The sequence below is a fragment of the Neobacillus sp. plas4 genome (assembly GCF_057221695.1).
Genome location: NZ_CM170152.1, coordinates 4,308,018 through 4,330,722 on the forward strand (window position 1 = coordinate 4,308,018; position 22,705 = coordinate 4,330,722).

At 39.8% G+C, this 22,705-nt stretch carries 22 protein-coding genes; 3 read left to right on the forward strand and 19 right to left on the reverse strand.

From position 1 onward, the window contains the following. Positions 1-5: 5 nt before the first annotated feature. A complete protein-coding gene (mce, locus tag AC2TFD_RS21700) occupies positions 6-410 on the reverse strand; it encodes a methylmalonyl-CoA epimerase (RefSeq protein ID WP_484673937.1) in 405 nt (134 codons plus the stop codon). A 160-nt stretch (positions 411-570) separates the two neighbouring features. Between mce and prli42 the strand changes: the two genes are divergently transcribed. After that, entirely contained in the window at positions 571-666 is a 96-nt protein-coding gene (gene prli42, locus AC2TFD_RS21705; protein ID WP_335519958.1) for a stressosome-associated protein Prli42, read from the forward strand. A 48-nt stretch (positions 667-714) separates the two neighbouring features. Here the strand turns inward: prli42 and AC2TFD_RS21710 are convergent, their stop codons facing one another. From AC2TFD_RS21710 to AC2TFD_RS21790, 17 genes are all read right to left on the reverse strand, one after another. Continuing rightward, positions 715-1,227 (reverse strand): L,D-transpeptidase, encoded by a 513-nt coding sequence (locus AC2TFD_RS21710; protein WP_484673938.1) that lies wholly within the window; start codon positions 1,225-1,227, stop codon positions 715-717. 23 nt (positions 1,228-1,250) lie between these two features. After that, complete coding sequence (locus AC2TFD_RS21715) at positions 1,251-2,234, reverse strand: aromatic acid exporter family protein (protein WP_484673939.1); 984 nt, start codon at positions 2,232-2,234, stop codon at positions 1,251-1,253. A 244-nt stretch (positions 2,235-2,478) separates the two neighbouring features. Then, positions 2,479-3,201 (reverse strand): amino acid ABC transporter ATP-binding protein, encoded by a 723-nt coding sequence (locus AC2TFD_RS21720; RefSeq protein WP_335568411.1) that lies wholly within the window; start codon positions 3,199-3,201, stop codon positions 2,479-2,481. After that, entirely contained in the window at positions 3,194-3,853 is a 660-nt protein-coding gene (locus tag AC2TFD_RS21725) for an amino acid ABC transporter permease (RefSeq protein WP_335568412.1), read from the reverse strand. The genes AC2TFD_RS21720 and AC2TFD_RS21725 overlap by 8 nt, the downstream gene beginning before the upstream one ends. A 74-nt stretch (positions 3,854-3,927) precedes the next feature. Next, positions 3,928-4,704 (reverse strand): transporter substrate-binding domain-containing protein, encoded by a 777-nt coding sequence (locus AC2TFD_RS21730; RefSeq protein ID WP_484673940.1) that lies wholly within the window; start codon positions 4,702-4,704, stop codon positions 3,928-3,930. 223 nt (positions 4,705-4,927) lie between these two features. Then, positions 4,928-5,365: a BrxA/BrxB family bacilliredoxin gene (locus AC2TFD_RS21735; RefSeq protein ID WP_335509891.1), complete on the reverse strand. Its 438-nt coding sequence runs from the start codon at positions 5,363-5,365 to the stop codon at positions 4,928-4,930. Positions 5,366-5,435: 70 nt separating this feature from the next. Next, positions 5,436-6,560, reverse strand: coding sequence for a methylmalonyl Co-A mutase-associated GTPase MeaB (gene meaB / locus AC2TFD_RS21740; protein WP_484673941.1), 1,125 nt, complete (start codon positions 6,558-6,560; stop codon positions 5,436-5,438). Continuing rightward, a complete protein-coding gene (scpA, locus tag AC2TFD_RS21745; protein WP_484673942.1) occupies positions 6,561-8,759 on the reverse strand; it encodes a methylmalonyl-CoA mutase in 2,199 nt (732 codons plus the stop codon). Further along, a complete protein-coding gene (locus AC2TFD_RS21750; RefSeq protein ID WP_484673943.1) occupies positions 8,740-10,623 on the reverse strand; it encodes a methylmalonyl-CoA mutase subunit beta in 1,884 nt (627 codons plus the stop codon). Before AC2TFD_RS21750 ends, scpA begins: the two co-directional genes overlap by 20 nt. 110 nt (positions 10,624-10,733) lie before the next feature. After that, a complete protein-coding gene (locus tag AC2TFD_RS21755) occupies positions 10,734-12,044 on the reverse strand; it encodes a dihydrolipoamide acetyltransferase family protein (RefSeq protein ID WP_484673944.1) in 1,311 nt (436 codons plus the stop codon). 167 nt (positions 12,045-12,211) lie between these two features. Further along, on the reverse strand, positions 12,212-13,195 hold the full coding sequence (locus AC2TFD_RS21760; RefSeq protein WP_335511231.1) for an alpha-ketoacid dehydrogenase subunit beta: 984 nt from the start codon (positions 13,193-13,195) through the stop codon (positions 12,212-12,214). Positions 13,196-13,207: 12 nt separating this feature from the next. Beyond that, positions 13,208-14,203, reverse strand: a complete 996-nt coding sequence (locus AC2TFD_RS21765) for a thiamine pyrophosphate-dependent dehydrogenase E1 component subunit alpha (RefSeq protein WP_335568418.1) — start codon at positions 14,201-14,203, stop codon at positions 13,208-13,210. A gap of 208 nt (positions 14,204-14,411) precedes the next feature. Then, on the reverse strand, positions 14,412-15,833 hold the full coding sequence (lpdA, locus tag AC2TFD_RS21770) for a dihydrolipoyl dehydrogenase (protein WP_335568419.1): 1,422 nt from the start codon (positions 15,831-15,833) through the stop codon (positions 14,412-14,414). Between the two features lie 20 nt (positions 15,834-15,853). Further along, the gene (buk, locus tag AC2TFD_RS21775; RefSeq protein ID WP_335568420.1) at positions 15,854-16,957 is read right to left on the reverse strand and encodes a butyrate kinase; all 1,104 of its coding nucleotides are present in this window, start codon (positions 16,955-16,957) and stop codon (positions 15,854-15,856) included. Between the two features lie 100 nt (positions 16,958-17,057). Further along, a complete protein-coding gene (gene bcd, locus AC2TFD_RS21780) occupies positions 17,058-18,152 on the reverse strand; it encodes a branched-chain amino acid dehydrogenase (RefSeq protein ID WP_335511239.1) in 1,095 nt (364 codons plus the stop codon). Between the two features lie 42 nt (positions 18,153-18,194). Then, positions 18,195-19,103 (reverse strand): phosphate butyryltransferase, encoded by a 909-nt coding sequence (gene yqiS / locus AC2TFD_RS21785; RefSeq protein WP_484673945.1) that lies wholly within the window; start codon positions 19,101-19,103, stop codon positions 18,195-18,197. A 135-nt stretch (positions 19,104-19,238) separates the two neighbouring features. Next, a complete protein-coding gene (locus AC2TFD_RS21790) occupies positions 19,239-21,314 on the reverse strand; it encodes a sigma-54 interaction domain-containing protein (protein WP_484673946.1) in 2,076 nt (691 codons plus the stop codon). Between the two features lie 185 nt (positions 21,315-21,499). On the opposite strand from AC2TFD_RS21790, the gene AC2TFD_RS21795 reads away from it, so the two are divergent. Further along, positions 21,500-21,736, forward strand: coding sequence for a DUF2627 domain-containing protein (locus AC2TFD_RS21795; RefSeq protein ID WP_335511307.1), 237 nt, complete (start codon positions 21,500-21,502; stop codon positions 21,734-21,736). Positions 21,737-21,745: 9 nt separating this feature from the next. Here AC2TFD_RS21795 and AC2TFD_RS21800 read toward each other — a convergent pair whose 3' ends face one another. Further along, positions 21,746-22,474: a glycerophosphodiester phosphodiesterase gene (locus AC2TFD_RS21800; RefSeq protein ID WP_335511245.1), complete on the reverse strand. Its 729-nt coding sequence runs from the start codon at positions 22,472-22,474 to the stop codon at positions 21,746-21,748. Between the two features lie 44 nt (positions 22,475-22,518). Between AC2TFD_RS21800 and AC2TFD_RS21805 the strand changes: the two genes are divergently transcribed. Next, positions 22,519-22,653: a YycC family protein gene (locus AC2TFD_RS21805; protein WP_335511247.1), complete on the forward strand. Its 135-nt coding sequence runs from the start codon at positions 22,519-22,521 to the stop codon at positions 22,651-22,653. Positions 22,654-22,705: the final 52 nt, after the last annotated feature.

Sequence of the window (22,705 nt, forward strand, 5' to 3'; positions counted from 1 at the left end):
ACCCCTCATCCCTTCTTTTCGCATAGTTCCAAAAGAACACCTGATGCTGACTTTGGATGCATAAAGGCAATGTGAGCCCCTCCGGCACCAATTCTTGGTTCTTTATCTATCATTGTGATTCCTTTTGTATTCATTTCATGAATTCTTTCTTCAATAGAATCAACCGCCAGTGCAACATGGTGTATCCCCTCACCACGTTTCTCGATATATTTTGCAATTGTACTTTCCTCCGACGTTGGCTCTAGAAGTTCAAGCTTCGTTTCCCCAGCTTTCAGAAACGCAACCTTTACCTTTTGACTTTCCACCACTTCAATCCCCACTAAAGGAAGATTCAACACTTCAGTATAAAAGGGAAGTGTCGTTTCAAGTGATCGAACGGCGATACCGATGTGGTCTACTTTTTTAATCATCTTTACCCCTCTGTTTCCAAAATTTTAATAGTTTCGACAATTACCATATTCGCTAAAAAATTCATAATTCCTTCCCAAATTGAAAGGTTGTTCCATTGTTCAATTAGGTTTTTCCCTGTAGAATAGAGATAAAGCATATTATTAAAAGGGGGAACCCACTATGTCTAAGAAAAAAACGAGAAAATTAATCGTATATTTGATGCTATTTGCGATGTTAGCTTCAACTCTCTTAATCGGGATTGCACAATTTATTTAATAAAAAATAGACAAAAGGGACTGTTCCGAGAACAGTCCCTTTTGATGTTTAATTCATTGCTCCATATTCTTTTGCAAGGATGTCAAATGGTTTTTTAACAGAGGTAACTAGTATTTTTGTCCCCAATGGAATCAAAGGATATAAAGAAGAAATTACTTCGTTCTGTGCCCGAATACAGCCTTGTGATACGTATTTTCCAATTGAAGCTGGCTGATTGGTTCCATGAATTCCAAAAATCCTTCCATCCGTTTCCTCCGCATTAAAGCCGATCCACCTTGAACCAAGAGGGTTGTTTGGGTCGCCGCCAGGAATATCCTTCTTGCGATAATATGGGTCTTTTGCCTTTACGGTAATCGTAAAAAGCCCCTCAGGAGTTAAGTCTTTGGTTTTCCCTGTCCCAACACTCACTACGGTTTGGACCTTATTATCGTCAATCAAAGCCAATTCATTCGTTGTTTTATTTACAATTACAAAAGTGTCACCTGGAAAAGGATTTGCCCCTAATGGCCAAAGAGGGGAAATAAAAAAAGCAAACAAGATTGGCGTTAGCATTTTAATCATAAAATCCACCTGCCATTTTTACCTTAGTTTGCTTCGATCTTCCTCCGCTTATTCCATTTTGATAATTTAAAGGAACTTTTAATAATTAGATATTCATTCATCTCTTTCACTAATTGCAGCAGTGCAGCACGGACTTCAAATTCCTCCCTCGTTTTCGGGAGTTCCATATCTACAAAATCCTTTTTCATTTCTTTTAATTTTCCAAGATAAATATTCGCTGTGTTTCCTGGGCGAATATTTTCAGATAATTCCTCAAGAAAATCGGCAATCATTTTTCCTTGAGGAAGTGTCACTGTAAGTGAAGTCACAATCGGTAATACCCTCTCGATAATTTCAAATTGCTTTTCTCTCATTTTAAAATAATGAAAAAAGTCATTTTCTTCTCTTAAAAAATTATTTTCTACATCTCGATAAGCGAAAGACCTTGCTTCTTCAAGTAAATTTGCCGTTTCGGTAATTTCTCTTCCAGTCCAGTTACTTTCGCCCGTTCGAAGAAAAGTAACCATTTCAGAGAAAATAACTTTAAAATTTCCCTCGATTCTCAATTGATAGTGTTTTAATTTATCATCTGCACTAGGCATATATAAATTAATCAGAAGCGCAACGCCAATTCCGATAATAATAACCCCTAGTTCATTAAGAAAAAGAGCTGGCGATAATTTGTTTGCCATATAAATATGTAAGATAATGACACTGCTCGTAACGATTCCATCGTTCGCTTTAAACAATACAACAGTTGGGATAAAAAATAATAGCATAACCCCGATGACAATTGGATGATAGCCGAAGACTTCAAAAAATAAACTTGAAAATGGCATAGCCAAAGAGCAGGCTAAAAATCGATCCCAAGACGCTCTTAAAGACTTTCTTTTCGTTACTTTGATACACAAAATTGTAAGTATACCTGCCGATGCAAAGTTTTCTAATCCCAATTGTTGAGCAATTAAGATGGAAATGGCGGTTCCAAGCGCTGTTTTTATCGTTCGATACCCAATTCTAAATTTCATACTATTCTCCTCAAAAAAAAGGCTGTATTTGTAAGATTGTTGTTAAAATCTTAAAGCCGATTTTAACGTGGAAATAGCTATTTTCCCGCTTTAGAATTAGTTGGGATGCTCTTTTCTTTATTGGATTATTCTGTTTTCAGCGGAAACTTAACATAATCATTAAATTTTGTTCCATGTAACAAAGTTTAAGATAAGATCCATAAAAAAAAGATGATCATGACTGATCATCTTTAGCTTATCCTGATTAGAGGACTTTTTGCAAGAAATCTTGTGCCCGCTGACTTTTTGGATTCGTGAAAAATTCTTGTGGATTAGCGTCCTCTACAAGAACACCGCCATCAAGAAAAAGAACGCGGTCTGCTACTTCTCGTGCAAAGCCCATTTCATGTGTCACAATCGCCATCGTCATTCCAGTGTCGGCTAATGACTTCATTACTTCTAATACTTCCTTTACCATCTCTGGGTCAAGTGCTGAGGTTGGTTCATCAAACAGCATAACCTTTGGTTCCATTGCCAGTGCCCTTGCAATGGCAACCCGCTGCTTTTGCCCGCCAGATAATCTTGTTGGATACTCATTTGCTTTTTCTGCTAATCCAACTCTTTCTAACAAGTCCAAAGCAATCTTTTCCGCTTCAGCCTTTGACAATCCTTTTACCTTTATAGGTGCATAGGTAAGATTTTGTAAAACGGTTTTATGCGGAAATAGATTAAAGTGCTGAAAAACCATCCCGACGTTCTGCCTTACCTTCATAATATTCGTTTTTTTATCGGTAACATCCTGGCCCGCCACTAGAATTCGACCGCTGCTCGGGTTTTCAAGAAGGTTCATACAGCGTAAAAAGGTAGACTTCCCGGAACCAGACGGACCAATAATTGCAACCACTTCTCCTGCTTCGATTGTTGTGGAAATCCCTTTTAATACTTCAAGCTTACCAAAATTTTTGTGTAAATTTTCTACCTTAATCACTGCGTTTCATTCTCCTTTCAACCGCTTTTCCTAGGAAGGTTAAGGTTATGACCATTACGTAATAAATCATCCCGGCAATTAAGAGCGGTTCAAAAAACGAGTAATTTTCAGCTCCAACTTGGTAGGAACGACGCATAATATCCATTACCCCAATGGTTGTGACAATTGCAGATTCTTTCGTTAATGTAATAAATTCATTCATTAATGCGGGCAGGATATTTTTAAGCGCTTGTGGAAGGATAATGTCCCACATCATTTTTGTGTAAGGCACACCAAGAGCCATTGCGGCTTCCTGCTGACCTTTATCAATTGCCTGAATTCCTGCCCTGATAATTTCTGATATGTAAGCAGCAGAATTAAGTGCAAAGGATAAAATAGCAGCTGCGTAAGGTTCAATTTGATATCCAAGCAACTGGGGCGAACCATAATAAATTAACATCAGCTGTAACACTAATGGAGTACCGCGAAAAATCGAGGTATATGCATCCGCAAACCAACCGAGAAATTTGAATTTGCTAATTTTAAACAAGGAAAGGATTATTCCTAAAATAAAACCTATTATACCTGCTAGAATAACAATTCTAAGTGTAACGAGTATTCCCTCTAATATGTAGGGCATTGAAGGAATAAATTGTGTGAAATCTAAGTTCATTCAACTGCCGTCCTCTCTAATTTAATAAAATGAGTAAGACGTCCAGAAGACTTCTGAACGTCTTAGTAGTAGAATTAGTTTTCCCCACCAAACCACTTAACAATCAATTCTTGTAGTTCGCCGTTTTCTTTCATTTTTTGAAGCTCTGTGTTAAATTTCTCAGTTAACTCGCTATCCTTTGGAAATGCAATCGCAGATCCTGCTTCTTCAGGGTCATCGCTCATTGTGAAGTTCGTTAAATCCGCTTCTTTCTCAAGATATCCCTTCGCTACTGTGTCTTCGATAATGATAGCGTCAAAACGGCCGGCTTTCAATTCTTGAATAAGCTCTGGGATACGGTTACGATTTTCTACTTTTATTGCTACAGTTTTATTAATTTCCTCTGCTTTACCTTCTTGAATCGAACCTAACTGAACACCAACTGTTTTACCTTCTAAATCTTCTACTGTTGCAATATTACTGTCTTTTTTAGAGATAATCATGTGCTGCGCTGTATAGTAGATATCACTGAAATCTACATTTTTCTTTCTTTTTTCCGTTGGAGTCATTCCTGCTAATACAAAGTCTGCTTGACCAGATTTAAGTGACTGAATCAATCCACCAAAATCCATATCTTTTACTTCAACTTCATATCCAAGTTTTCCTGCAAGTGCTTTTGCTAAATCAACATCAAAACCAATAATTTCGTCACTCTTATCTGATTCAATATATTCAAACGGCGCATAATCCGCTGAGGTTGCCATAACGAGTGTCTTTTTATCTCCTGCGTTATCACTTTCACTTTTACCACAGCCTGCAAGTACTGCTGCAAATACTAAAGTAGTTATGAATAATATAATTGCTTTTTTCATTTTTGTTTTCCTCCTATAATTTTCTGAATATTAATTAAGTTTTTATAAAGTTGTTTACTAACTTTATAGAATTAAAGTTTAATATTTATGCAACGTAATGAATTTTAACACAGAGTAAAATAATTATGCAAGTATATTTATAAAAATTATTAATACTTTTTAAACATAGTAAAAAAGCCAATCTCCAAATAGGAGATTAGCTCTTTAGACAACGCACATTTCTTTAAAGTTCTTCGCAGTTTTCTTCGAATTCTTTTTGTAGTCTTGCTACGACTGCAGCGGGATCGTGGCCTTCAATTTGGTGTCTTTCAACCATTGAAACAATCTTTCCGTCTTTTAGCAAGGCAAAGGACGGAGAGGATGGCGGATAGCCGGTAAAATAGCTGCGAGCCTTTTCTGTTGCTTCTTTATCCTGTCCAGCAAAAACGGTAACCAGTTGGTCAGGACGCTTATCATAATGAAGGGCATGGGAGGCTGCTGGACGTGCAATACCGCCCGCACAACCACATACAGAGTTTATCATAACTAAAGTTGTACCTTTTTGTCCTAACGCTTCTTCTACATCCTCAGGTGTTCTTAGTTCTTTATAACCAGCAGCTGTGATTTCTTTACGCGCTTGTGTCACAACGTCATTCATGAAAAAATTGAAATCCATGCTCATTCTATCACTCCTAATTTATGTCGATATAACTACATGATAACAATAAAAATGTATTTATTTCAATAAATCATTACTCTTTATTAGAGACGAACGTGTTAAAAAGGATTTCTACTGCAGTGGCAGCTGTTTTTTTTCCTGCCATTACTTCATTTTCCAATTGTGGCAGTTTAAGCTTTACCTCTGGATGGTGGAAAAAGCTGTAATGGAGCTGATCCGTAATTAACGAATAAATCCATTCGCGCTGTTGTCCTTTTCGTCTATCAGCAAACACTCCAGAGGATTTTCCTTTACACTCAAAATCCATAATAACTTCCCATACTTCTCTAATCCCTTCCCCTGTTAAAGACGAGCAGGTATAGGCCTTGGAGGACCACCCTTTCGTTGCCGGCTGTAAAAAGTGAAGGATACGGCTATACTCTTTTCTCGTCTGTTCTGCTTTTATTTTATTATCCCCATCAGCTTTATGGATAAGGACTGCATCTGCTAACTCCATAATCCCCTTTTTCATCCCCTGTAATTCATCACCGGCACCAGTTAGAACGAGCAGCATGAAAAAGTCGACCATATCCCTGATAATAACTTCACTTTGTCCCACTCCGACCGTTTCGATTAAAATTACATCAAAACCTGCTGCTTCACAAATTAACATCGCTTCCCTTGTTTTCCGGTGTACACCGCCAAGCTTTCCTGCTGTTGGCGAAGGACGGATAAAGGCCCTAGGATTCCGCGATAATTGCTCCATCCGGGTTTTATCACCTAGGATACTTCCACCCGAGAGACTAGAGCTCGGATCAATTGCCAGTACCGCGACCTGCAGACCGAGGTTACAAAGGTACGTGCCAAACGCTTCAATAAAAGTACTTTTCCCGGCACCAGGAACACCCGTTATCCCGATCCGGATTGCATTACCGCTATTTGACAGTAGCTTTTGCAGAAGCTCCTGTGCCTTAACGAAATGTTGTTCTGCGTTACTTTCCACTAGAGTAATAGCTCGGGCAAGCTGCCCTCTGTTTCCTGATAATACTCCAGCAACTAATTCTTCAACGGCCGGCTCCTTAGAGGACCGCTTTTTAAAAATGATATTTTTTTCAGTAGAAGCGGGCAGCCCTTTAAGCTCTTGTCCCTTTCTAATAACACTCGAGAATTTTTCCGGCTCGTTCGGGTCGCTCCATTCCGGTTTCATATTCTCCGTCATCTACCTCTCCACTTCCTCATAGCCAAGCTGTTTATAAATTTCCTTAACAACCTTTTGAGCAGCAACTGGGATAATCGTTCCTGGGCCAAAGATGGCACTAGCACCATTGTCATATAAAAATTGATAATCCTGTGCTGGGATAACGCCGCCGATAACAATTAATATATCTTCTCGGCCAAGCTTTTTTAACTCAGATGCTAGCTGTGGCAATAACGTTTTGTGACCTGCAGCCAGCGAACTCATTCCAATGACATGCACATCATTTTCTACCGCCTGTATCGCGGTTTCTTCAGGTGTTTGGAATAATGGACCAATATCGACGTCAAACCCGAGGTCTGCAAACGCTGTGGCAATAACCTTTGCACCACGATCATGCCCGTCCTGCCCCATTTTGGCAATTAGAATTCGCGGTCTTCTTCCCTCGTTCTCAAGAAAATCATCGGTCATATTTTTCACTTCAGAAATTTCCTCTTCATTTGAAAAAGCCGTACTGTACACTCCGCTAATAGAACGAATAACTGCTTTATGTCTATTGGCAACCTTCTCAATTGCATCCGAAATTTCACCTAGAGTGGCCCTAACCCTTGCCGCTTGAACTGCCAGTTCCAACAGGTTGCTATCCCCTGTTTCTGCTCCCTTTGTTAAGGCTGCTAAAGCATCGCTTACCCTTTCCTCATCACGGCTAGCTTTTAAGCTGGATAATTTTTCAATTTGCTTTAAACGAACGGCTGTATTATCGATATCCAAAATATCAATGGCTTCCTCTTTCTCTAGACGATATTTGTTTACACCAATGATTGTTTCTTTTCCGGAGTCGATTTGCGCTTGCCTTCTTGCGGATGCCTCTTCAATTCTCATTTTAGGAAGACCCGTTTCAATCGCTTTTGCCATTCCTCCAAGCTTTTCAATTTCTTCTATGTGAGTCCATGCTCTTTCTACCAATTCAAGTGTTAGCTTTTCTACATAAAAAGATCCAGCCCAAGGATCGATTACGTTGGTGATTCCTGTTTCTTCTTGTAAAAACAATTGCGTATTTCGGGCAATACGAGCGGAGAAGTCAGTTGGAAGGGCAATCGCTTCATCCAAAGCATTGGTGTGCAGTGACTGTGTATGCCCCATAGCCGCAGCATGTGCCTCAAGCATAGTCCGAATAACATTATTAAATGGATCTTGTTCCGTTAAACTCCATCCCGAAGTTTGAGAATGGGTTCTAAGTGCCATTGATTTCTCGTTTTTCGGCTTAAATGATTTCATCATTTTTGCCCAGATTAAGCGGGCAGCACGCATTTTAGCAACTTCCATAAAATAATTCATCCCGACTGCCCAAAAAAAGGACAATCGCGGTGCGAATTTATCAATATCAATTCCAGCTTTAAGTCCTGTCTTTACATACTCTAATCCGTCTGCAAGTGTATATGCCAATTCCAAATCAGCCGGAGCCCCTGCTTCCTGCATATGATAGCCAGAAATACTGATACTATTAAACTTTGGCATATATTTGGAAGTATACTCAAAGATATCGGCAATGATTTTCATTGACATCTCAGGTGGATAGATATAAGTGTTACGTACCATGTACTCTTTTAAAATATCATTTTGAATCGTTCCGGCCAGTTTTTCCTGGGTAACTCCTTGTTCTTCTGCCGTAACGATAAAAAAGGCTAGGATCGGTAAAACTGCGCCGTTCATCGTCATAGAAACGGACATCTGGTCTAGTGGAATTCCATCAAAAAGTGTTTTCATGTCCAAAACAGAATCAATTGCAACCCCGGCTTTACCGACGTCACCCACAACGCGGGGATGGTCAGAATCATACCCTCTATGTGTGGCCAAATCAAAGGCTACTGATAACCCTTTTTGCCCCATCGCTAGATTACGACGATAGAATGCATTACTCTCCTCAGCTGTCGAAAATCCTGCATATTGTCTTACAGTCCATGGACGATTTACATACATAGTTGGATAGGGACCTCGGGTATAAGGAGCAATGCCGGGCAGGTCTTCTAAATGCTCTATTCCTACACGGTCCTCCGATGTATAAAGTGGTTTGAGTTTAATTTGTTCATTGGTTTCATATAATAAATCATCAATGGAGGTGTTTAGTTGTTTTTCGACTTGTTCCTGCCATTTCTCTTTTGTAATGAAGTCCTGGTCAATGAACAATGGTATAGATTGAAAATCAGGCTTTTGTGTACTCATCAAGTGCCGCCTCCATTTCTATTAAAATTGCAGAGAGCGTTTCGTAACAGTTGCTTTTTAGATGAATAAATTGTTTAATTCCCTCATTCAGCCATTTAGGCTGCTGCTCTTTTTCTGGTGAACCAGCTAGAAAAAAGATTGTGTCTGAAAATTCCTGATTTAAGCCAGTAAGAACTTCATGTCCTAACACTTCGTATTGGTCATTGCTGCTGCATAGGCAGTAGTACTTTGTATTCTGATTTAAAATAAATTGTTTTGCCTTTTCCAAAGAAGTAATTGACTCACTTTCGACTGCTTTCAAACCTCCAGCAGCTAGGAATCCTTTCATGAAATCCATTCGAGGTTTGTATTGTTTAAGCTCACCAAGACAAATCAATCCAACCTCAGGTTTAGAACCAATAATCCCTTCAATTCGTTCGCTAATGTTTCGAAGTTCCTCGAAAGGCTCGGATAATCTCCTATTTGGAATCGACTTTATCTCAATTTTTGAAAAAGCATTTTCGAAATAGCCCCCCGTGACTTTTTCTTTCACAGGAGCAGCTGCCTCTATGAGATTGGCATATACATTTGTCCCGACAATACTTCGTTTTCTCGAAAAAACATCCTGTTTCCGTTTTGTATGAACATTTTCTATTTCGCCCTGTAACCAGCCAGATTTTAATACTTCCAGCATGCCGCCGTTTGCTTCAATTTGCTGAAAATATTGCCATGCTTTTTCTGCAAGCTCTGTTGTCAATGCTTCTATATACCAGGAGCCGCCCGCAGGATCTACCACATTTTTTAAATGGGCTTCTTCTCTTAAAATATTTTGTGTGTTTAGTGCAATTCGTTCAGATAGGCTGGAACTGCCCGAAATATCATCAAAAGTTGTTACGTGTAAATATTGCACTCCCCCGACAACGGCCGCAAATGCCTCATTACCGGCTCGAAGAATATTAACATGAGGGTCATATAACGTTTTGGTAAAAGAGGAAGTTTCTGCTGCAATCTGCATTCCTCTGTCTTCGACTTCTGCTCCGTATACTTTGGTAATTTTATCCCAAAGAATCCGGGCAGCTCTCAATTTTGCCAGTTCCATAAAGAAATTGCTGCCGATTGAGAATTGAAAAATCATTTTCGATAAGGCTTCCTTAAGCTTCATACCACTATCAAGTAACTGTTGAAGATAGAAAGCACCGGTTGCAGCTGCAATTCCAAGCTCCTGAACCGCATTTGCTCCCCCATTTTGATAAGTAGTGGTATCGATCAACACTGTCCGTACATTTGGGAGTTTCTCGTTAGCAAGTATTATTTCTTCAATCCAACCATGAAGATACTCTTCTACAAGTAATCCTTCCTCTGCAAACATAGAAATAGGATCACTGCCAATATATCCAGTAATTTTATCCTTACCTTCTTGCAGTTCTGCTAACTCCGCTAGTATAGCTGAAGATAAGCCTCTGCTATTAATTGCAAAGGGAATTGTTGCGGAAAAATCCCCCAGTACATCATTTAAGGTACCGTTTGTTTCAAAAAGGTTCTTTGATACTTCAAAGGATAAAGCAGTCTGTCCTTTTTCAACAGCTTGATGGAGCTTGGCTTTTAACTCTCCTGCTGTTTTGTACGATATTCGCTGTGCGGACCTCCAGCCATTGGTAACATAACCTAATGGATATACCCCTCTGCGAAAATCAGAGCTTCCAGGGTAATTAGGTACATTTATTTCATCCAGTTGGGAATAAAGCGGTTTCAAATCAATGTTCTCATATGTACTACTAGTAAGTGATTCAATACTTTTGCCTTTTAAGGTTTCTTCTGCTTTCCTTTTCCAATCATCTAGTTTCTTTAAAGGAAAAGATTGATCTCGCAAATTATCTAAACTCATATGCTTCCCCCTAACGTTTAAGTACATAATATTCTTTAAATTCTATTTTAGAGTACGAAGCCCATACAAGCAACGAAAAAAACCGCCGCCAATCAGGCAGCGGTTTTTATTTAATAAATGGATGTGGTGGATTTAGATGTATTTTCAAGGATTTCTTTTACTCGTTGCAGGAATCGTCCGCAGATGAGTCCGTCTAATACTCTGTGGTCGAGTGACATACAAAGGTTTACCATATCACGAATGGCGATCATGTTGTTGTTCATGACAACTGGGCGCTTGATGATGGATTCAACCTGGAGAATAGCAGCTTGCGGATAGTTAATGATTCCTTGTGATTGTACCGAGCCAAACGATCCAGTATTGTTCACTGTAAAGGTTCCACCCTGCATATCTTCAGCACGAAGTTTACCACTTCTTACTTTTACAGCAAGCTCCGATATTTCACGGGCAATCCCTTTAATGGTTTTCTCATCCGCCTGCTTAATAACGGGAACAAACAATGCATCATCTGTTGCAACAGCAATTGAAATATTGATATCTTTCTTCTGGATTATTTTATCTCCAGCCCACATGGAATTAATCTGCGGGAATTCCTTTAAGGCAAGCGCAACAGCTTTTACAAAAAATGCAAAGAATGTTAAATTAAAACCTTCTTTTTTCTTAAATTCATCCTTTAAAGAATTCCGGTATTCCACAAGGTTTGTTGCATCGACTTCGATCATCGTCCAGGCATGCGGTGCCTCATGCTTACTGCGAAGCATATTGGCCGCAATAGCTTTACGAATTCCTGTAACAGGAATTTCAATATCTCCAACTTCAACAGGGATATTTACATCAGCTGCGGCTTGTTTATTAACAGGGGCTGCAGATTGAGTGGAAGCTGCTGGTACTGTTTCTTGGACAGCTGTTAGTCGTACCTCAGGCTGTTTTGGTACTTCTTTACGTGAATGCTCAATCGGGATATTCCCGGATTCAATCAATTTCAATAAATCTTTTCTTGTGATGCGGCCGCCAGCCCCAGTGCCTGCCACCTGTGTTAAATCAATCCCATGTTCTTGAGAAATCTTTAATACAGCAGGGGAATACCGGGCTTTGTTTCCTTGCTCTACTGGCGTAATTGCCACTGTTTCAGCTGCTTCAGTCTTTGTTTCACTAACTGCCGCTGCTTCTGCATTCCCGCCTTCAACTTCAATCGTACATATGATTTCTCCGACTGCAAGTGTATCACCATCTTCAGCAATTAATTCTTTAATCGTACCTGCAAAGGAAGATGGAATTTCTGCATTTACCTTATCTGTCATTACTTCAGCTAATGGATCGTACTTGTTTACTTTATCTCCGACAGAAACTAGCCACTTTGAGATGGTTCCTTCGGTTACGCTTTCCCCCAACTGAGGCATCTTAATTTGTTCAATTACCAAAATCCCAACCTCCTACTGTCTAGCTGCGGCGCCTAGACCCTTGAAGGAAAAAGACAACCATTTTTTCCTCGGTCATCTGCCAATCCATCAAGAAGGTTAAAGAGCAACCTTCATGCCGGCTCGTCTTATGCTTGTCGGGTCTGCCCAAGGCACCTTCGCTTTTCGTTTTAATACTCTGCTAGCTCACGCATTGCTTTTTCGACTTTCTCAGGGTTTACCATGAAGAATTTTTCCATTGTCGGAGCATATGGCATGGCTGGTACATCTGGTCCAGCTAAGCGCATAATTGGAGCGTCTAATTCGAATAAACAATTTTCAGCTATAATCGCTGATACTTCACTGATAATGCTTCCTTCTTTATTAGCCTCTGTAACGAGTAAGACTTTCCCCGTCTTTTTAACCGCTTCGATAATGGCGTCTTTATCTAATGGATAAACTGTTCGCAAATCAAGAATATGTGCTGAGATACCATCCTTAGCTAATTTTTCTGCTGCCTGAAGGGCAAAATGAACACATAGTCCATAGGTGATAACTGTAATGTCATCTCCTTCACGCTTCACATCTGCTTTTCCAATTGGCAATGTATAATCATCAGTGGGTACTTCTCCTTTGATTAAACGGTACGCCCGCTTATGTTCAAAGAATAATACTGGGTCGTTATCTCGAATAGCTGCTTTTAAAAGCCCTTTTACATCATAAGGGGTAGATGGCATTACAATTTTCAAACCGGGTGTATTTGCAAATATTGCCTCAACAGATTGAGAATGATAAAGTGCGCCGTGCACACCACCGCCATATGGTGCACGAATAACCATCGGACAGCTCCAATCGTTATTGGAGCGATAACGAATTTTGGCGGCTTCTGAAATAATTTGGTTCACAGCAGGCATAATAAAATCAGCAAACTGCATTTCAGCAATTGGTCTCATTCCATACATCGCTGCACCAATTCCTACACCGGCAATCGCAGATTCAGCCAGCGGTGTATCAATCACACGCTCCTCACCAAATTGTTCATATAAACCTTGCGTTGCCTTAAAAACTCCGCCCTTTACCCCAACATCTTCACCAAGAACAAAAACCTTTGAGTCTCTTTCCATCTCTTCACGGATGGCCATTGTGACCGCGTCAATATAAGATATTACTGGCATATTTTATCCCCCCTACTTATCACCATAAACATATTTCAGCGCGTGTTCAGGTGCTGCATACGGTGCATTTTCAGCATATTCAGTGGCTTCATTCACTTGCTTCATCACACGGTCGTTGATTTCTTTTTCTAACTCATCGCTCATTACACCAGTTTCTTTTAAATAGGCACCGAATGTAATAATTGGATCCTTTGTTTTTGCTTTAGCCACTTCATCCGGAGCACGATACGAACGGTCATCATCATCAGATGAATGTGGTGTCAGTCTGTAAGAGATTGTTTCTATTAATGAAGGTCCTTCTCCTCGACGTCCACGGTCAGCAGCTTCTTTTACTACTTGATATACTTCTAATGGGTCATTCCCATCAACCGTAAATCCCGGCATACCATATCCAATTGCACGATCTGAGACTTTTTCGCATCCCAATTGTTTTTCAATTGGAACCGAGATCGCATACTTATTATTCTCACACATGAAAATAACCGGTAATTTATGAACTCCCGCAAAGTTAGCTCCTTCATGGAAATCCCCTTGGTTAGAGGAACCTTCACCAAAGGTTACAAAGGTGACAAGGTCTTTTCTTTCCATTTTTCCTGCTAACGCAACACCAACAGCATGTGGAACCTGAGTTGTCACTGGGGATGACCCAGTAACAATGCGATTTCTTTTTTGCCCAAAGTGTCCTGGCATTTGGCGTCCACCTGAGTTTGGATCCTCAGCCTTTGCAAATCCTGATAACATTAATTCCTTTGGCGTCATGCCGAAAGTCAACACCACTCCCATATCACGGTAATAAGGAAGGACATAATCCTTATCCTTATCGAGTGCAAATGCAGCCCCTACTTGTGCGGCCTCCTGCCCTTGACACGAAATAACAAATGGTATTTTACCCGCACGATTCAATAACCACATCCGTTCATCAATCCGGCGGGCTAAAAGCATAGTTTCATACATTTCCAAAACCTTTTCATCACTTAACCCTAATGCATGATGACGATTTTCAGCCATTTTTATACCTCCCGTTTGTTCATAGAAAAGCGGAAGCGCCTTCGGAACAAGCACTGCTTGTTCCTGCGAGGATTACTCTTAGGAGCTTTCCTTAGCGGTCAGGGGCGACCGGCATAAGACAAGCACTGACAGAAGGCTTTTGCCTTCCGAAGTGATTGGCCTATGACCCGAGCCCCTAGGCGCTGAAGCTAGACATATACAAATATTCTTATGAATGGATTGCCCTGCCATCTACTGCAAGTGCAGCTTCTCCAATCGCTTCAGAAAGTGTTGGATGAGGATGAATCGTATGAGCAATTTCCCACGGAGTAGCATCCAATACCATTGCCAAACCTGCTTCTGTGATCATGTCAGTGACATGCGGACCAATCATATGCACACCTAGAATATCATTGGTTTCTTCGTCAGCAACAATTTTGACAAAACCATCGGATTCTCCAAATACAAGTGCTTTGCCGATTGCCCGGAATGAAAACTTCCCCACTTTTACTTTATGACCCTTTTCACTTGCCTGTTCTTCAGTAATCCCAACACTTGAAACCTCTGGATTGCTATAAATACATCTAGAAACCAGATTGTAATCTAGAACAGATGGATCTTTTCCTGCAATATGCTCCACTGCAATAATGCCTTCATGAGAAGCAACGTGTGCAAGCTGTAAGCCGCCGTTCACATCACCAATAGCATAAATATGAGATTCTTTTGTTTGGTAAAATTCATTAGCTGCGATAAATCCCTTTTCAACCTGGATTTCTGTGTTCTCCAAGCCAATACCCTCGACATTTGCTTGACGTCCTACAGATACAAGAATCTTCTCTGCCTTAAATTCTTTCAATCCTGTTTTTACTTCTGCAGAAATCGTAACACCTTCACCTTTTACTAAGGTTTCAGGAAGCACCTTTGCACCGGTTACAAGCTTTATCCCCTTTTTCTTCATGAGACGCTGCATTTCCTTAGATATTTCCTTGTCCTCAGTTGGAATAATCCGATCTGCATACTCAATGACGGTAACTTCAACACCGAAATCAGAAAGCATAGATGCCCACTCTATCCCGATGACACCACCGCCAACGATAATGATTGAAGCAGGTAATGATTCAAGCTCCAATGCCTCATCAGAGGTAACGACAAACTCGCCATCAATTTCAAGTCCGGGAAGGGTTCTTGGTCTTGAACCTGTCGCAATGACAACATTTTTAGGAATAAGCATTTCATTTTCTTCACCATTATTCATTTCAACTGAAATCGTCCCTGGCATTGGTGAGAAAATCGACGGACCTAAAATCCTGCCCAGCCCCTCATATACATCAATTTTCCCTTGCTTCATGAGATGCTGTACACCTTTATGCAGAGAATCAATTATCTTATTTTTTCTTTCTTGTACTTTGCCAAAGTTATAGGATACTTCGCTTGTCGTAACACCAAAATCTTCACTGCGCTTAGTTGTTGCATAAACTTCTGCACTTCTGAGAAGTGCCTTACTAGGAATACACCCTTTATGAAGGCATGTTCCACCAAGTTTTCCTTTTTCTACGATTGCTGTTTTTAAACCAAGCTGAGAGGCACGAATGGCAGCCACATAACCACCGGTACCACCGCCAAGAATGACTAAATCATATTCTTGTGACACAGTATTCCCTCCCCAAAATGTTAGATTTTTGCTGTTTTGAACGTACCCGGATATTCTTTAACCATTTCGTCTCCACGCAAGACCCTTAGTGCCCCTTCAGCTAGTGCTTGAAGTTCATTCTCACCCGGATGGACAATGGTGTCTGCTATCCAATTAATTCTATCAGTGATGGATTTCACAAAACTCTTTCCGTAGGCAAGACCGCCTGTCAACACGATCGCATCTACCTTTCCTGATAAAACTGTACTGGCGGCTCCAATTTCCTTTGCAACCTGATAGGCCATTGCTTCAAAAACAAGGGCTGCCTGTTCATCACCAGCTTTAATTCTCCTTTCAACTTCCACAGCATCGTTGGTTCCTAAATAGCCGACAAGTCCACCTTGACCAACAAGCTTTTTCATGACTTCATCCCGGTAATATTGACCTGAATAGCAAAGTGCCACTAAATCCCCAACAGGAACCGTTCCTGCACGTTCCGGGCTAAAAGGACCATCACCATGGAGGCCATTGTTTACATCAATGACTCTGCCTTCTTTATGTACCCCAACAGTAATTCCGCCGCCCATATGTGTAACAATAAGGTTTAACTCGGTATATTTTTTACCAAGTTCTTTTGCAACTCTTCGAGCTACTGCTTTTTGATTTAAAGCATGGAAAATACTCACTCTTTCAATTAAGGAAAAACCGGAGATTCTTGCAATCGGTTCAAGTTCATCAACAACAACAGGATCAACAATAAAGGATGGGATATTTAATCCTGAAGCAATTTCATAAGCAATAATTCCACCCAGATTTGAAGCGTGCTGCCCGGCAAAACCAGTCCGAAGATCATCGAGCATGGTTTCATTGACTGCATAGGTTCCACCTTCAATAGGCCGAAGCAGTCCTCCCCGGCCACAAACAGCACTCAGCTTGGAAAGATTGATTCCTTCAAGATCCAGTATTTCCAAAATGGTACTCTTTCTAAATTCATATTGATCAATAATATTGGTAAATGAATTAATAACTTCTGAATCATGCCGGATTGTTTTTTCTAAAATGGAAATTTCATTATCGAAGACTCCAATCTTAGTGGAAGTAGAACCTGGGTTGATGGCGAGAATTCGATATTTATTTTCAGGCAAGGTTTTTTACCTCCATTTTTACATTTCGTATATATTAAAGGGAAAGACGCTGAATTTCCCATTCAGCGCTCACCCCTTACTACTTTTATCATCTATTTTCCTAGCGGCGGCTTAAAATATGGTGGCCATTCTGCAGGAATTGGCTGCGGGAATTGCGCATTTTCTCAATTCTCTCTTCAGCCATTCGGTCTGCTGCAACATACGTTGGGATACCATCACGTTTTGAGATAGCAATTACCTTTTCGATACTTGCATAAATTTGATCTACCTTTTTCATTGCACGGTCGTGGTTGTAACCATAAAGTTCATCTGCAACATTGATTACCCCGCCAGCGTTAATTACGTAATCAGGAGCATAAACAATCCCCATTTCATGGATAATATCACCATGACGGGTATCTTTTAACTGATTGTTTGCGGAGCCTGCAATCACTTTTGCCTTAAGTTGTGGAATTGTATCATCATTAATCGTCGCGCCAAGAGCACATGGAGCATAGATGTCACATTCAACGCCATAAATTTCATTTGGATCCACTGCACGAGCCCCGAAATCATCTACTGCACGCTGAACTGCTTCTTTATTAATATCTGTAACAATTAATTGCGCTCCTTCTTCGTGCAAGTACTTACAAAGCGTATACGCAACATTCCCTACCCCTTGAATCGCAACCACTTTACCTTCTAAAGAATCCGTACCAAAAGCTTCTTTTGCAGCTGCCTTCATTCCCACATACACACCATAAGCTGTAACAGGTGAAGGATTACCAGAGGAGCCGAATGCTGGTGAAATGCCTGTAACATAATCCGTTTCTTCATGAATGATGTCCATATCTGCAACTGTAGTTCCAACATCCTCAGCAGTAATGTATCTGCCATTTAATCCTTGGATATAACGGCCGAATGCACGGAACATTTCTTCACTCTTATCTTTACGAGGGTCACCAATGATAACTGTTTTCCCACCGCCAAGGTTCAATCCTGCTGCAGCGTTTTTATAAGTCATTCCTTTTGCTAAACGTAAGGCATCGATGATGGCTGCTTCCTCAGATTCATATGTCCACATACGGGTACCGCCTAATGCAGGACCCAATGTTGTGTCATGAATGGCAATAATCGCTTTTAGTCCAGATTGTTTATCTTGGCAAAATACAACTTGCTCGTAATCATATTGTTCTAAGTACTTAAAAATTTCCATTGAAAAAATCCTCCTTTAATTATGAAAGCAAAAATATGTGATCTATTCGGCTGCAGAGCAGATGGCAAGTGCAAGTGAGTATAGCTTGCTTTCAGCAGAATCCGCTCTAGAAGTTAAGACGATAGGAGCTCTCGCACCAGTAATAATAGCTCCTACTTTTGCTTTTGCAAAATAAATTAATGACTTATATAAGACGTTTCCCACCTCGATAGTAGGAACTACTAAAATATCAGCTCTTCCAGCAACTTCACTTTGAATTCCTTTATGTTCAGCAGCTAAAACAGAAACAGCATTATCTAATGCTAATGGTCCATCTATAATACATCCAGAGATTTGCCCCCGCTTATTCATTACCGTTAATGCAGCAGCGTCAACAGTCGCCTGCATTGACGGATTCACAACTTCAACAGCAGCTAATGGTGCTACCTTGGGATATTCTATTCCAATTGCCTTTGCCAGTGCCGTGGCATTTCGAATGATTTGAGCCTTTTCCTCTAAATCCGGAGATATGTTCATACCAGCATCAGTTACGATCGTAAACCGCTCAAAACCTGGGATAGCAAAGACCGCTGCGTGTGAAAGAATATTTCCTGTCCGTAGACCATATTCCTTATTTAAAACTGCTTTTAACAGGACATTCGTGGGGATATTCCCTTTCATTAACACGGTGGCTTCTTTATTGGATACAGCCCTTACTGCTTGTTCTGCAGCCAGCGCATTTGAATCAGCATGAACCACGGTAAGGTTTTTGTCGCTTGTAATTGGATATTGGATGTTTTGATTCAATATCGTATTAATTTTTTCTTTATTACCAAATAAAATAAAATTGGCGATATTACGATTTATTGCTTCAATAACAGCTTCAATGACTTCTTCATCTTCTGCCACTGCCACTGCTACAGTGTTACCTTCAAGTTGGGTTGCTTTGTCTATCAGCGATTCAAGCAACAAGTTTTCATCAACCCTTTCTCTCTTCTGCTGCAAATTCCATCGTTTTAATATGCAATATCCGTGCCAAGTTCACATTCGCTGTAAGCGCTTCAAAAGTAATAATTTTAATCTGCAATAATTTTCATACCGTGAAGATTATTGCATGCCGTTATTTTCAAGCTTATATTTTTCTAATTTATAATAAAGATTTCTTACCGATAACCCAAGAGTTTTAGCAGTTGCGGTTTTATTCCCATTCAAGCGGTGAAGTGTTTGTGAGATTATTTCTGCTTCATACTCTTCCACCATGGACGTTAAGGTACGATCCTGCTGAATGAATTCATATTTATTATCTAAAGAAGGTTCGTTGCCTGGATTTTTAGGCCTCAATTCCGGCAAGTGATGTACATTGATCAATGTTTCATAATAATTCATAAAAATCATAGCCCTGCCAAGTATATTCTCTAGTTCCCTTACATTTCCCGGCCAATCATAATTCATTAACTTAAGCAGTGCAGTTTGAGTGACACCCTCGACATTCCTGCCGTAATCACGATTTATTTTTTGAATAAGCATCTCACATAATACAGGAATCTCTTCTTTACGATTTCTTAATGGTGGTATATGTATTGGCATGCGGTTTAAACGATAGTATAAGTCTTCCCTAAAAGAGCCTTTTGCAATTCCTTTTTCAAGATTCACATGGGTTGCTGCAATGATTCTCACATTTATCGGAATAGGCTTAGTCCCGCCAACTCGGATAATTTCATTCTCTTGTAATACCCTGAGTAATTTCGCCTGAGTATTGGCTGAAAGTTCTCCTATTTCATCTAGAAAGATACTTCCGTTATGCGCCTCTTCAAAAAAGCCTCTTTTTCCTCCTCGTTTTGCCCCAGAAAATGCACCTTCTTCATAACCAAATAATTCACTTTCTAGAAGTGACTCAGAGATAGCGGCGCAATTAACCCGAATAAACTTGTTGTATTTTCGGTCACTTGCATTATGTATAGCGTGTGCGAACAGTTCCTTTCCAGTCCCAGATTCTCCGCGTAAAAGGACGGTTGCAGGCGTTTTTGCACCAAGCTTTGCCTGCTCAATCGCTAGCTTCATTTCTTCTGAACTTCCAATGATATCCTCAAAAGTATATTTCGCTTCTAGTGTACGAATGATTTGTCTAGCACGGCTCAATTCCCGATTAAGCGTCATTATTTCTGACATATCATGAATAACACCGACACTGCCTTTTAATTTCCCATCTACAATAATCGGGGCTACGTTGACAATTACTTCTCGTTTATTGGCCCCTACCCGCATTGGTACTCCTCGGACTGCTCTTCGCGTTTGAAGCACCTTCATATGCATGCTGTCACCTTCAGATATATCGGCTGTGGCTGGGTGCCCAATTACTTGTTCCTGGGTAAGCCCGGTAAGACGGGTATATGCTGGATTTATAAGAATTCCCCTGCCGTTTTCATCCACTACTGAAATCGCATCATCACTAGAATGGATGATTGCCTGAAGCATCGTTTGAATTTCTTTTAAATTTGTAATTTCTTCTGCAAGGTTCACTACTTCTGTAATATCTTTAAAAACTGCAAATGCCCCAATTAACGTTCCATTCTCTTCAATTATAGGAATACGGGTGGTAATAATTTTTCTGCCGTTTCCTAAAATCATTTCTTGGTTGGTTTCAACTTTTCTCGTTGCAAGGATTAGCGGGAGTCTGCTTTGAGGTATCACTTCAACAACATATTTCCCAATGGCTTGATCACGTGGTACACCTGTCATTTCTTCAGCAGTGCTATTAAATAAGATTACATAACCCTTTGCGTCAATCACAAGCATTCCATCGTTTGTAGCATTAAAGATCAGTTCCTGTTGATAGGAAGCATTCTGATGCTTAACAATTAACTCTTCTTTTTCTTCAAGGAGCTTTGCAAGTAGAAATGCTACACTGCCAGGTATTAATACCGTTTTCTTGTTTTTGGTGTTCCTTAATTCTTGAAATACATGTTCATCCCCAGTTACCTCAATAATTATATCAATATTTTCATTTAAAAAGGGCTTCCAATGGGTCCCTGTCTGGATACCCTCCCGGTGTGCCACTATAATGCCCGGCGCGTCCAAATTTCTGTCAATTACAACTTGAACGTTTAGAACTTCTGTTTCGTTGAGTAAATTAAGGATAGCTGTTCCGCCCTTTCCGGCCCCAACAATCATAACGTTTTGCATTTTTTCGCCCCTTAATTATATTTGAAGAGAAATTATTTTCATTCTAACATAATCGAAAACATGCAATATTTTTCATTACTAATTCTATATTTTTTTCGTTATCTTGACAAATTTTATCTTTGTACTAATATTTCTTGTAGGAAGTAACTTGGGTGGATGGACTAAATATTTGGAAGGATTTAATTATGAAGCGGATTATTGCTCTACTTATCTTAGTAATTCCTGGTTTTTTAGCAGGTTATGGGATAAAACTCATGCGGGATATGACATTTGGCATTCTACAAAGCCCTATCCCATTTTTATGGTTGCAATTTCTTATTGGACTAATACTTTTCCTTGGCGGCCTCGGTTTTGTTGCTGGTTTCATATTTCATCGAGACCGAAAGAGAAACAAAGTACAAACGAGGTTTACAAAAAAATAAACGAGACCATTAAGGTCTCGTTTCATATTCCTTCTTAATCTTTATGGCTTTTACTGGATCATCTGTAATAATCGAAGTACAATTTATTTTAAAAAGCCTATGCATGTCAGTATCTTTATTAACTGTATAAGGTCTAACTGCAACTCCATTTTCGATTGCATCTTTGATAATTTTATCTGTTATCGAAGCTAGCTTCGGATGGATTCCTTTCGCCCGGATTGATTGGGCGTAAACCCAAGGCATATAAATCTGCTCATTAAATAAGGGTGCTGTTTCGATTTCTGGGGCCATCCGATAGCTTAATACGATACTATAATGATTAAAAGATGAAATAATTATTCTATCGCTCAAATTATATTTACGGATAAGGTGAATCACTTTTTCTTCCATACCCTCGTATGGAAATATTCCGTTTTTCAGCTCTATATTACAAATTAATTGGTTGGTTTGCATCCATTCTAGAACCTCAATTAAAGACGGTATTGGCTCCTTTTTTGAACCTTTTTTATTGGCATTCAACTTTCGAACTTCATTAAATGTCAAATTTTTCACATAGCCCTTACCGCTTGTTGTCCGGTCTACCTTCTCGTCATGAATGACAACCACTTCACCATCTTTTGTTAACTGGACATCAAGTTCTAAACCATCTGCACCTGACTTCTCCGCTGCAACAAAAGCACTCATGGTATTTTCAGCAAATGCCGCAGAATAACCCCGGTGTGCAAAAATTTGTGTCATTTCTTCACATCCTAACTAAAAAAATATGGAGGTATGAATTTATAGTGAAGCCCTTACAATTATCGCCTGAAACTGCCATTAAGCTTGCCGAAAAATTAAATGTTCCATTAGAACAGCTTATGCATATGCCTCAGCATATACTTATTCAAAAATTAATGGAACTAGAAAAAGATAAATAAATTAATACATAAAAAAACCTTCATTTGAAATGAAGGGTTTTTTGCTATTATT

What these genes read in the sequence shown, in the direction of transcription:
- mce (WP_484673937.1), bottom strand. Translation starts at nt 410, where the DNA reads ATGATTAAAAAAGTAGACCACATCGGTATCGCCGTTCGATCACTTGAA.
- prli42 (WP_335519958.1), top strand. Translation starts at nt 571, where the DNA reads ATGTCTAAGAAAAAAACGAGAAAATTAATCGTATATTTGATGCTATTT.
- AC2TFD_RS21710 (WP_484673938.1), bottom strand. Translation starts at nt 1,227, where the DNA reads ATGATTAAAATGCTAACGCCAATCTTGTTTGCTTTTTTTATTTCCCCT.
- AC2TFD_RS21715 (WP_484673939.1), bottom strand. Translation starts at nt 2,234, where the DNA reads ATGAAATTTAGAATTGGGTATCGAACGATAAAAACAGCGCTTGGAACC.
- AC2TFD_RS21725 (WP_335568412.1), bottom strand. Translation starts at nt 3,853, where the DNA reads ATGAACTTAGATTTCACACAATTTATTCCTTCAATGCCCTACATATTA.
- AC2TFD_RS21730 (WP_484673940.1), bottom strand. Translation starts at nt 4,704, where the DNA reads ATGAAAAAAGCAATTATATTATTCATAACTACTTTAGTATTTGCAGCA.
- AC2TFD_RS21735 (WP_335509891.1), bottom strand. Translation starts at nt 5,365, where the DNA reads ATGAGCATGGATTTCAATTTTTTCATGAATGACGTTGTGACACAAGCG.
- meaB (WP_484673941.1), bottom strand. Translation starts at nt 6,560, where the DNA reads ATGACGGAGAATATGAAACCGGAATGGAGCGACCCGAACGAGCCGGAA.
- scpA (WP_484673942.1), bottom strand. Translation starts at nt 8,759, where the DNA reads ATGAGTACACAAAAGCCTGATTTTCAATCTATACCATTGTTCATTGAC.
- AC2TFD_RS21750 (WP_484673943.1), bottom strand. Translation starts at nt 10,623, where the DNA reads ATGAGTTTAGATAATTTGCGAGATCAATCTTTTCCTTTAAAGAAACTA.
- AC2TFD_RS21760 (WP_335511231.1), bottom strand. Translation starts at nt 13,195, where the DNA reads ATGCCAGTAATATCTTATATTGACGCGGTCACAATGGCCATCCGTGAA.
- AC2TFD_RS21765 (WP_335568418.1), bottom strand. Translation starts at nt 14,203, where the DNA reads ATGGCTGAAAATCGTCATCATGCATTAGGGTTAAGTGATGAAAAGGTT.
- bcd (WP_335511239.1), bottom strand. Translation starts at nt 18,152, where the DNA reads ATGGAAATTTTTAAGTACTTAGAACAATATGATTACGAGCAAGTTGTA.
- AC2TFD_RS21790 (WP_484673946.1), bottom strand. Translation starts at nt 21,314, where the DNA reads ATGCAAAACGTTATGATTGTTGGGGCCGGAAAGGGCGGAACAGCTATC.
- AC2TFD_RS21795 (WP_335511307.1), top strand. Translation starts at nt 21,500, where the DNA reads ATGAAGCGGATTATTGCTCTACTTATCTTAGTAATTCCTGGTTTTTTA.
- AC2TFD_RS21800 (WP_335511245.1), bottom strand. Translation starts at nt 22,474, where the DNA reads ATGACACAAATTTTTGCACACCGGGGTTATTCTGCGGCATTTGCTGAA.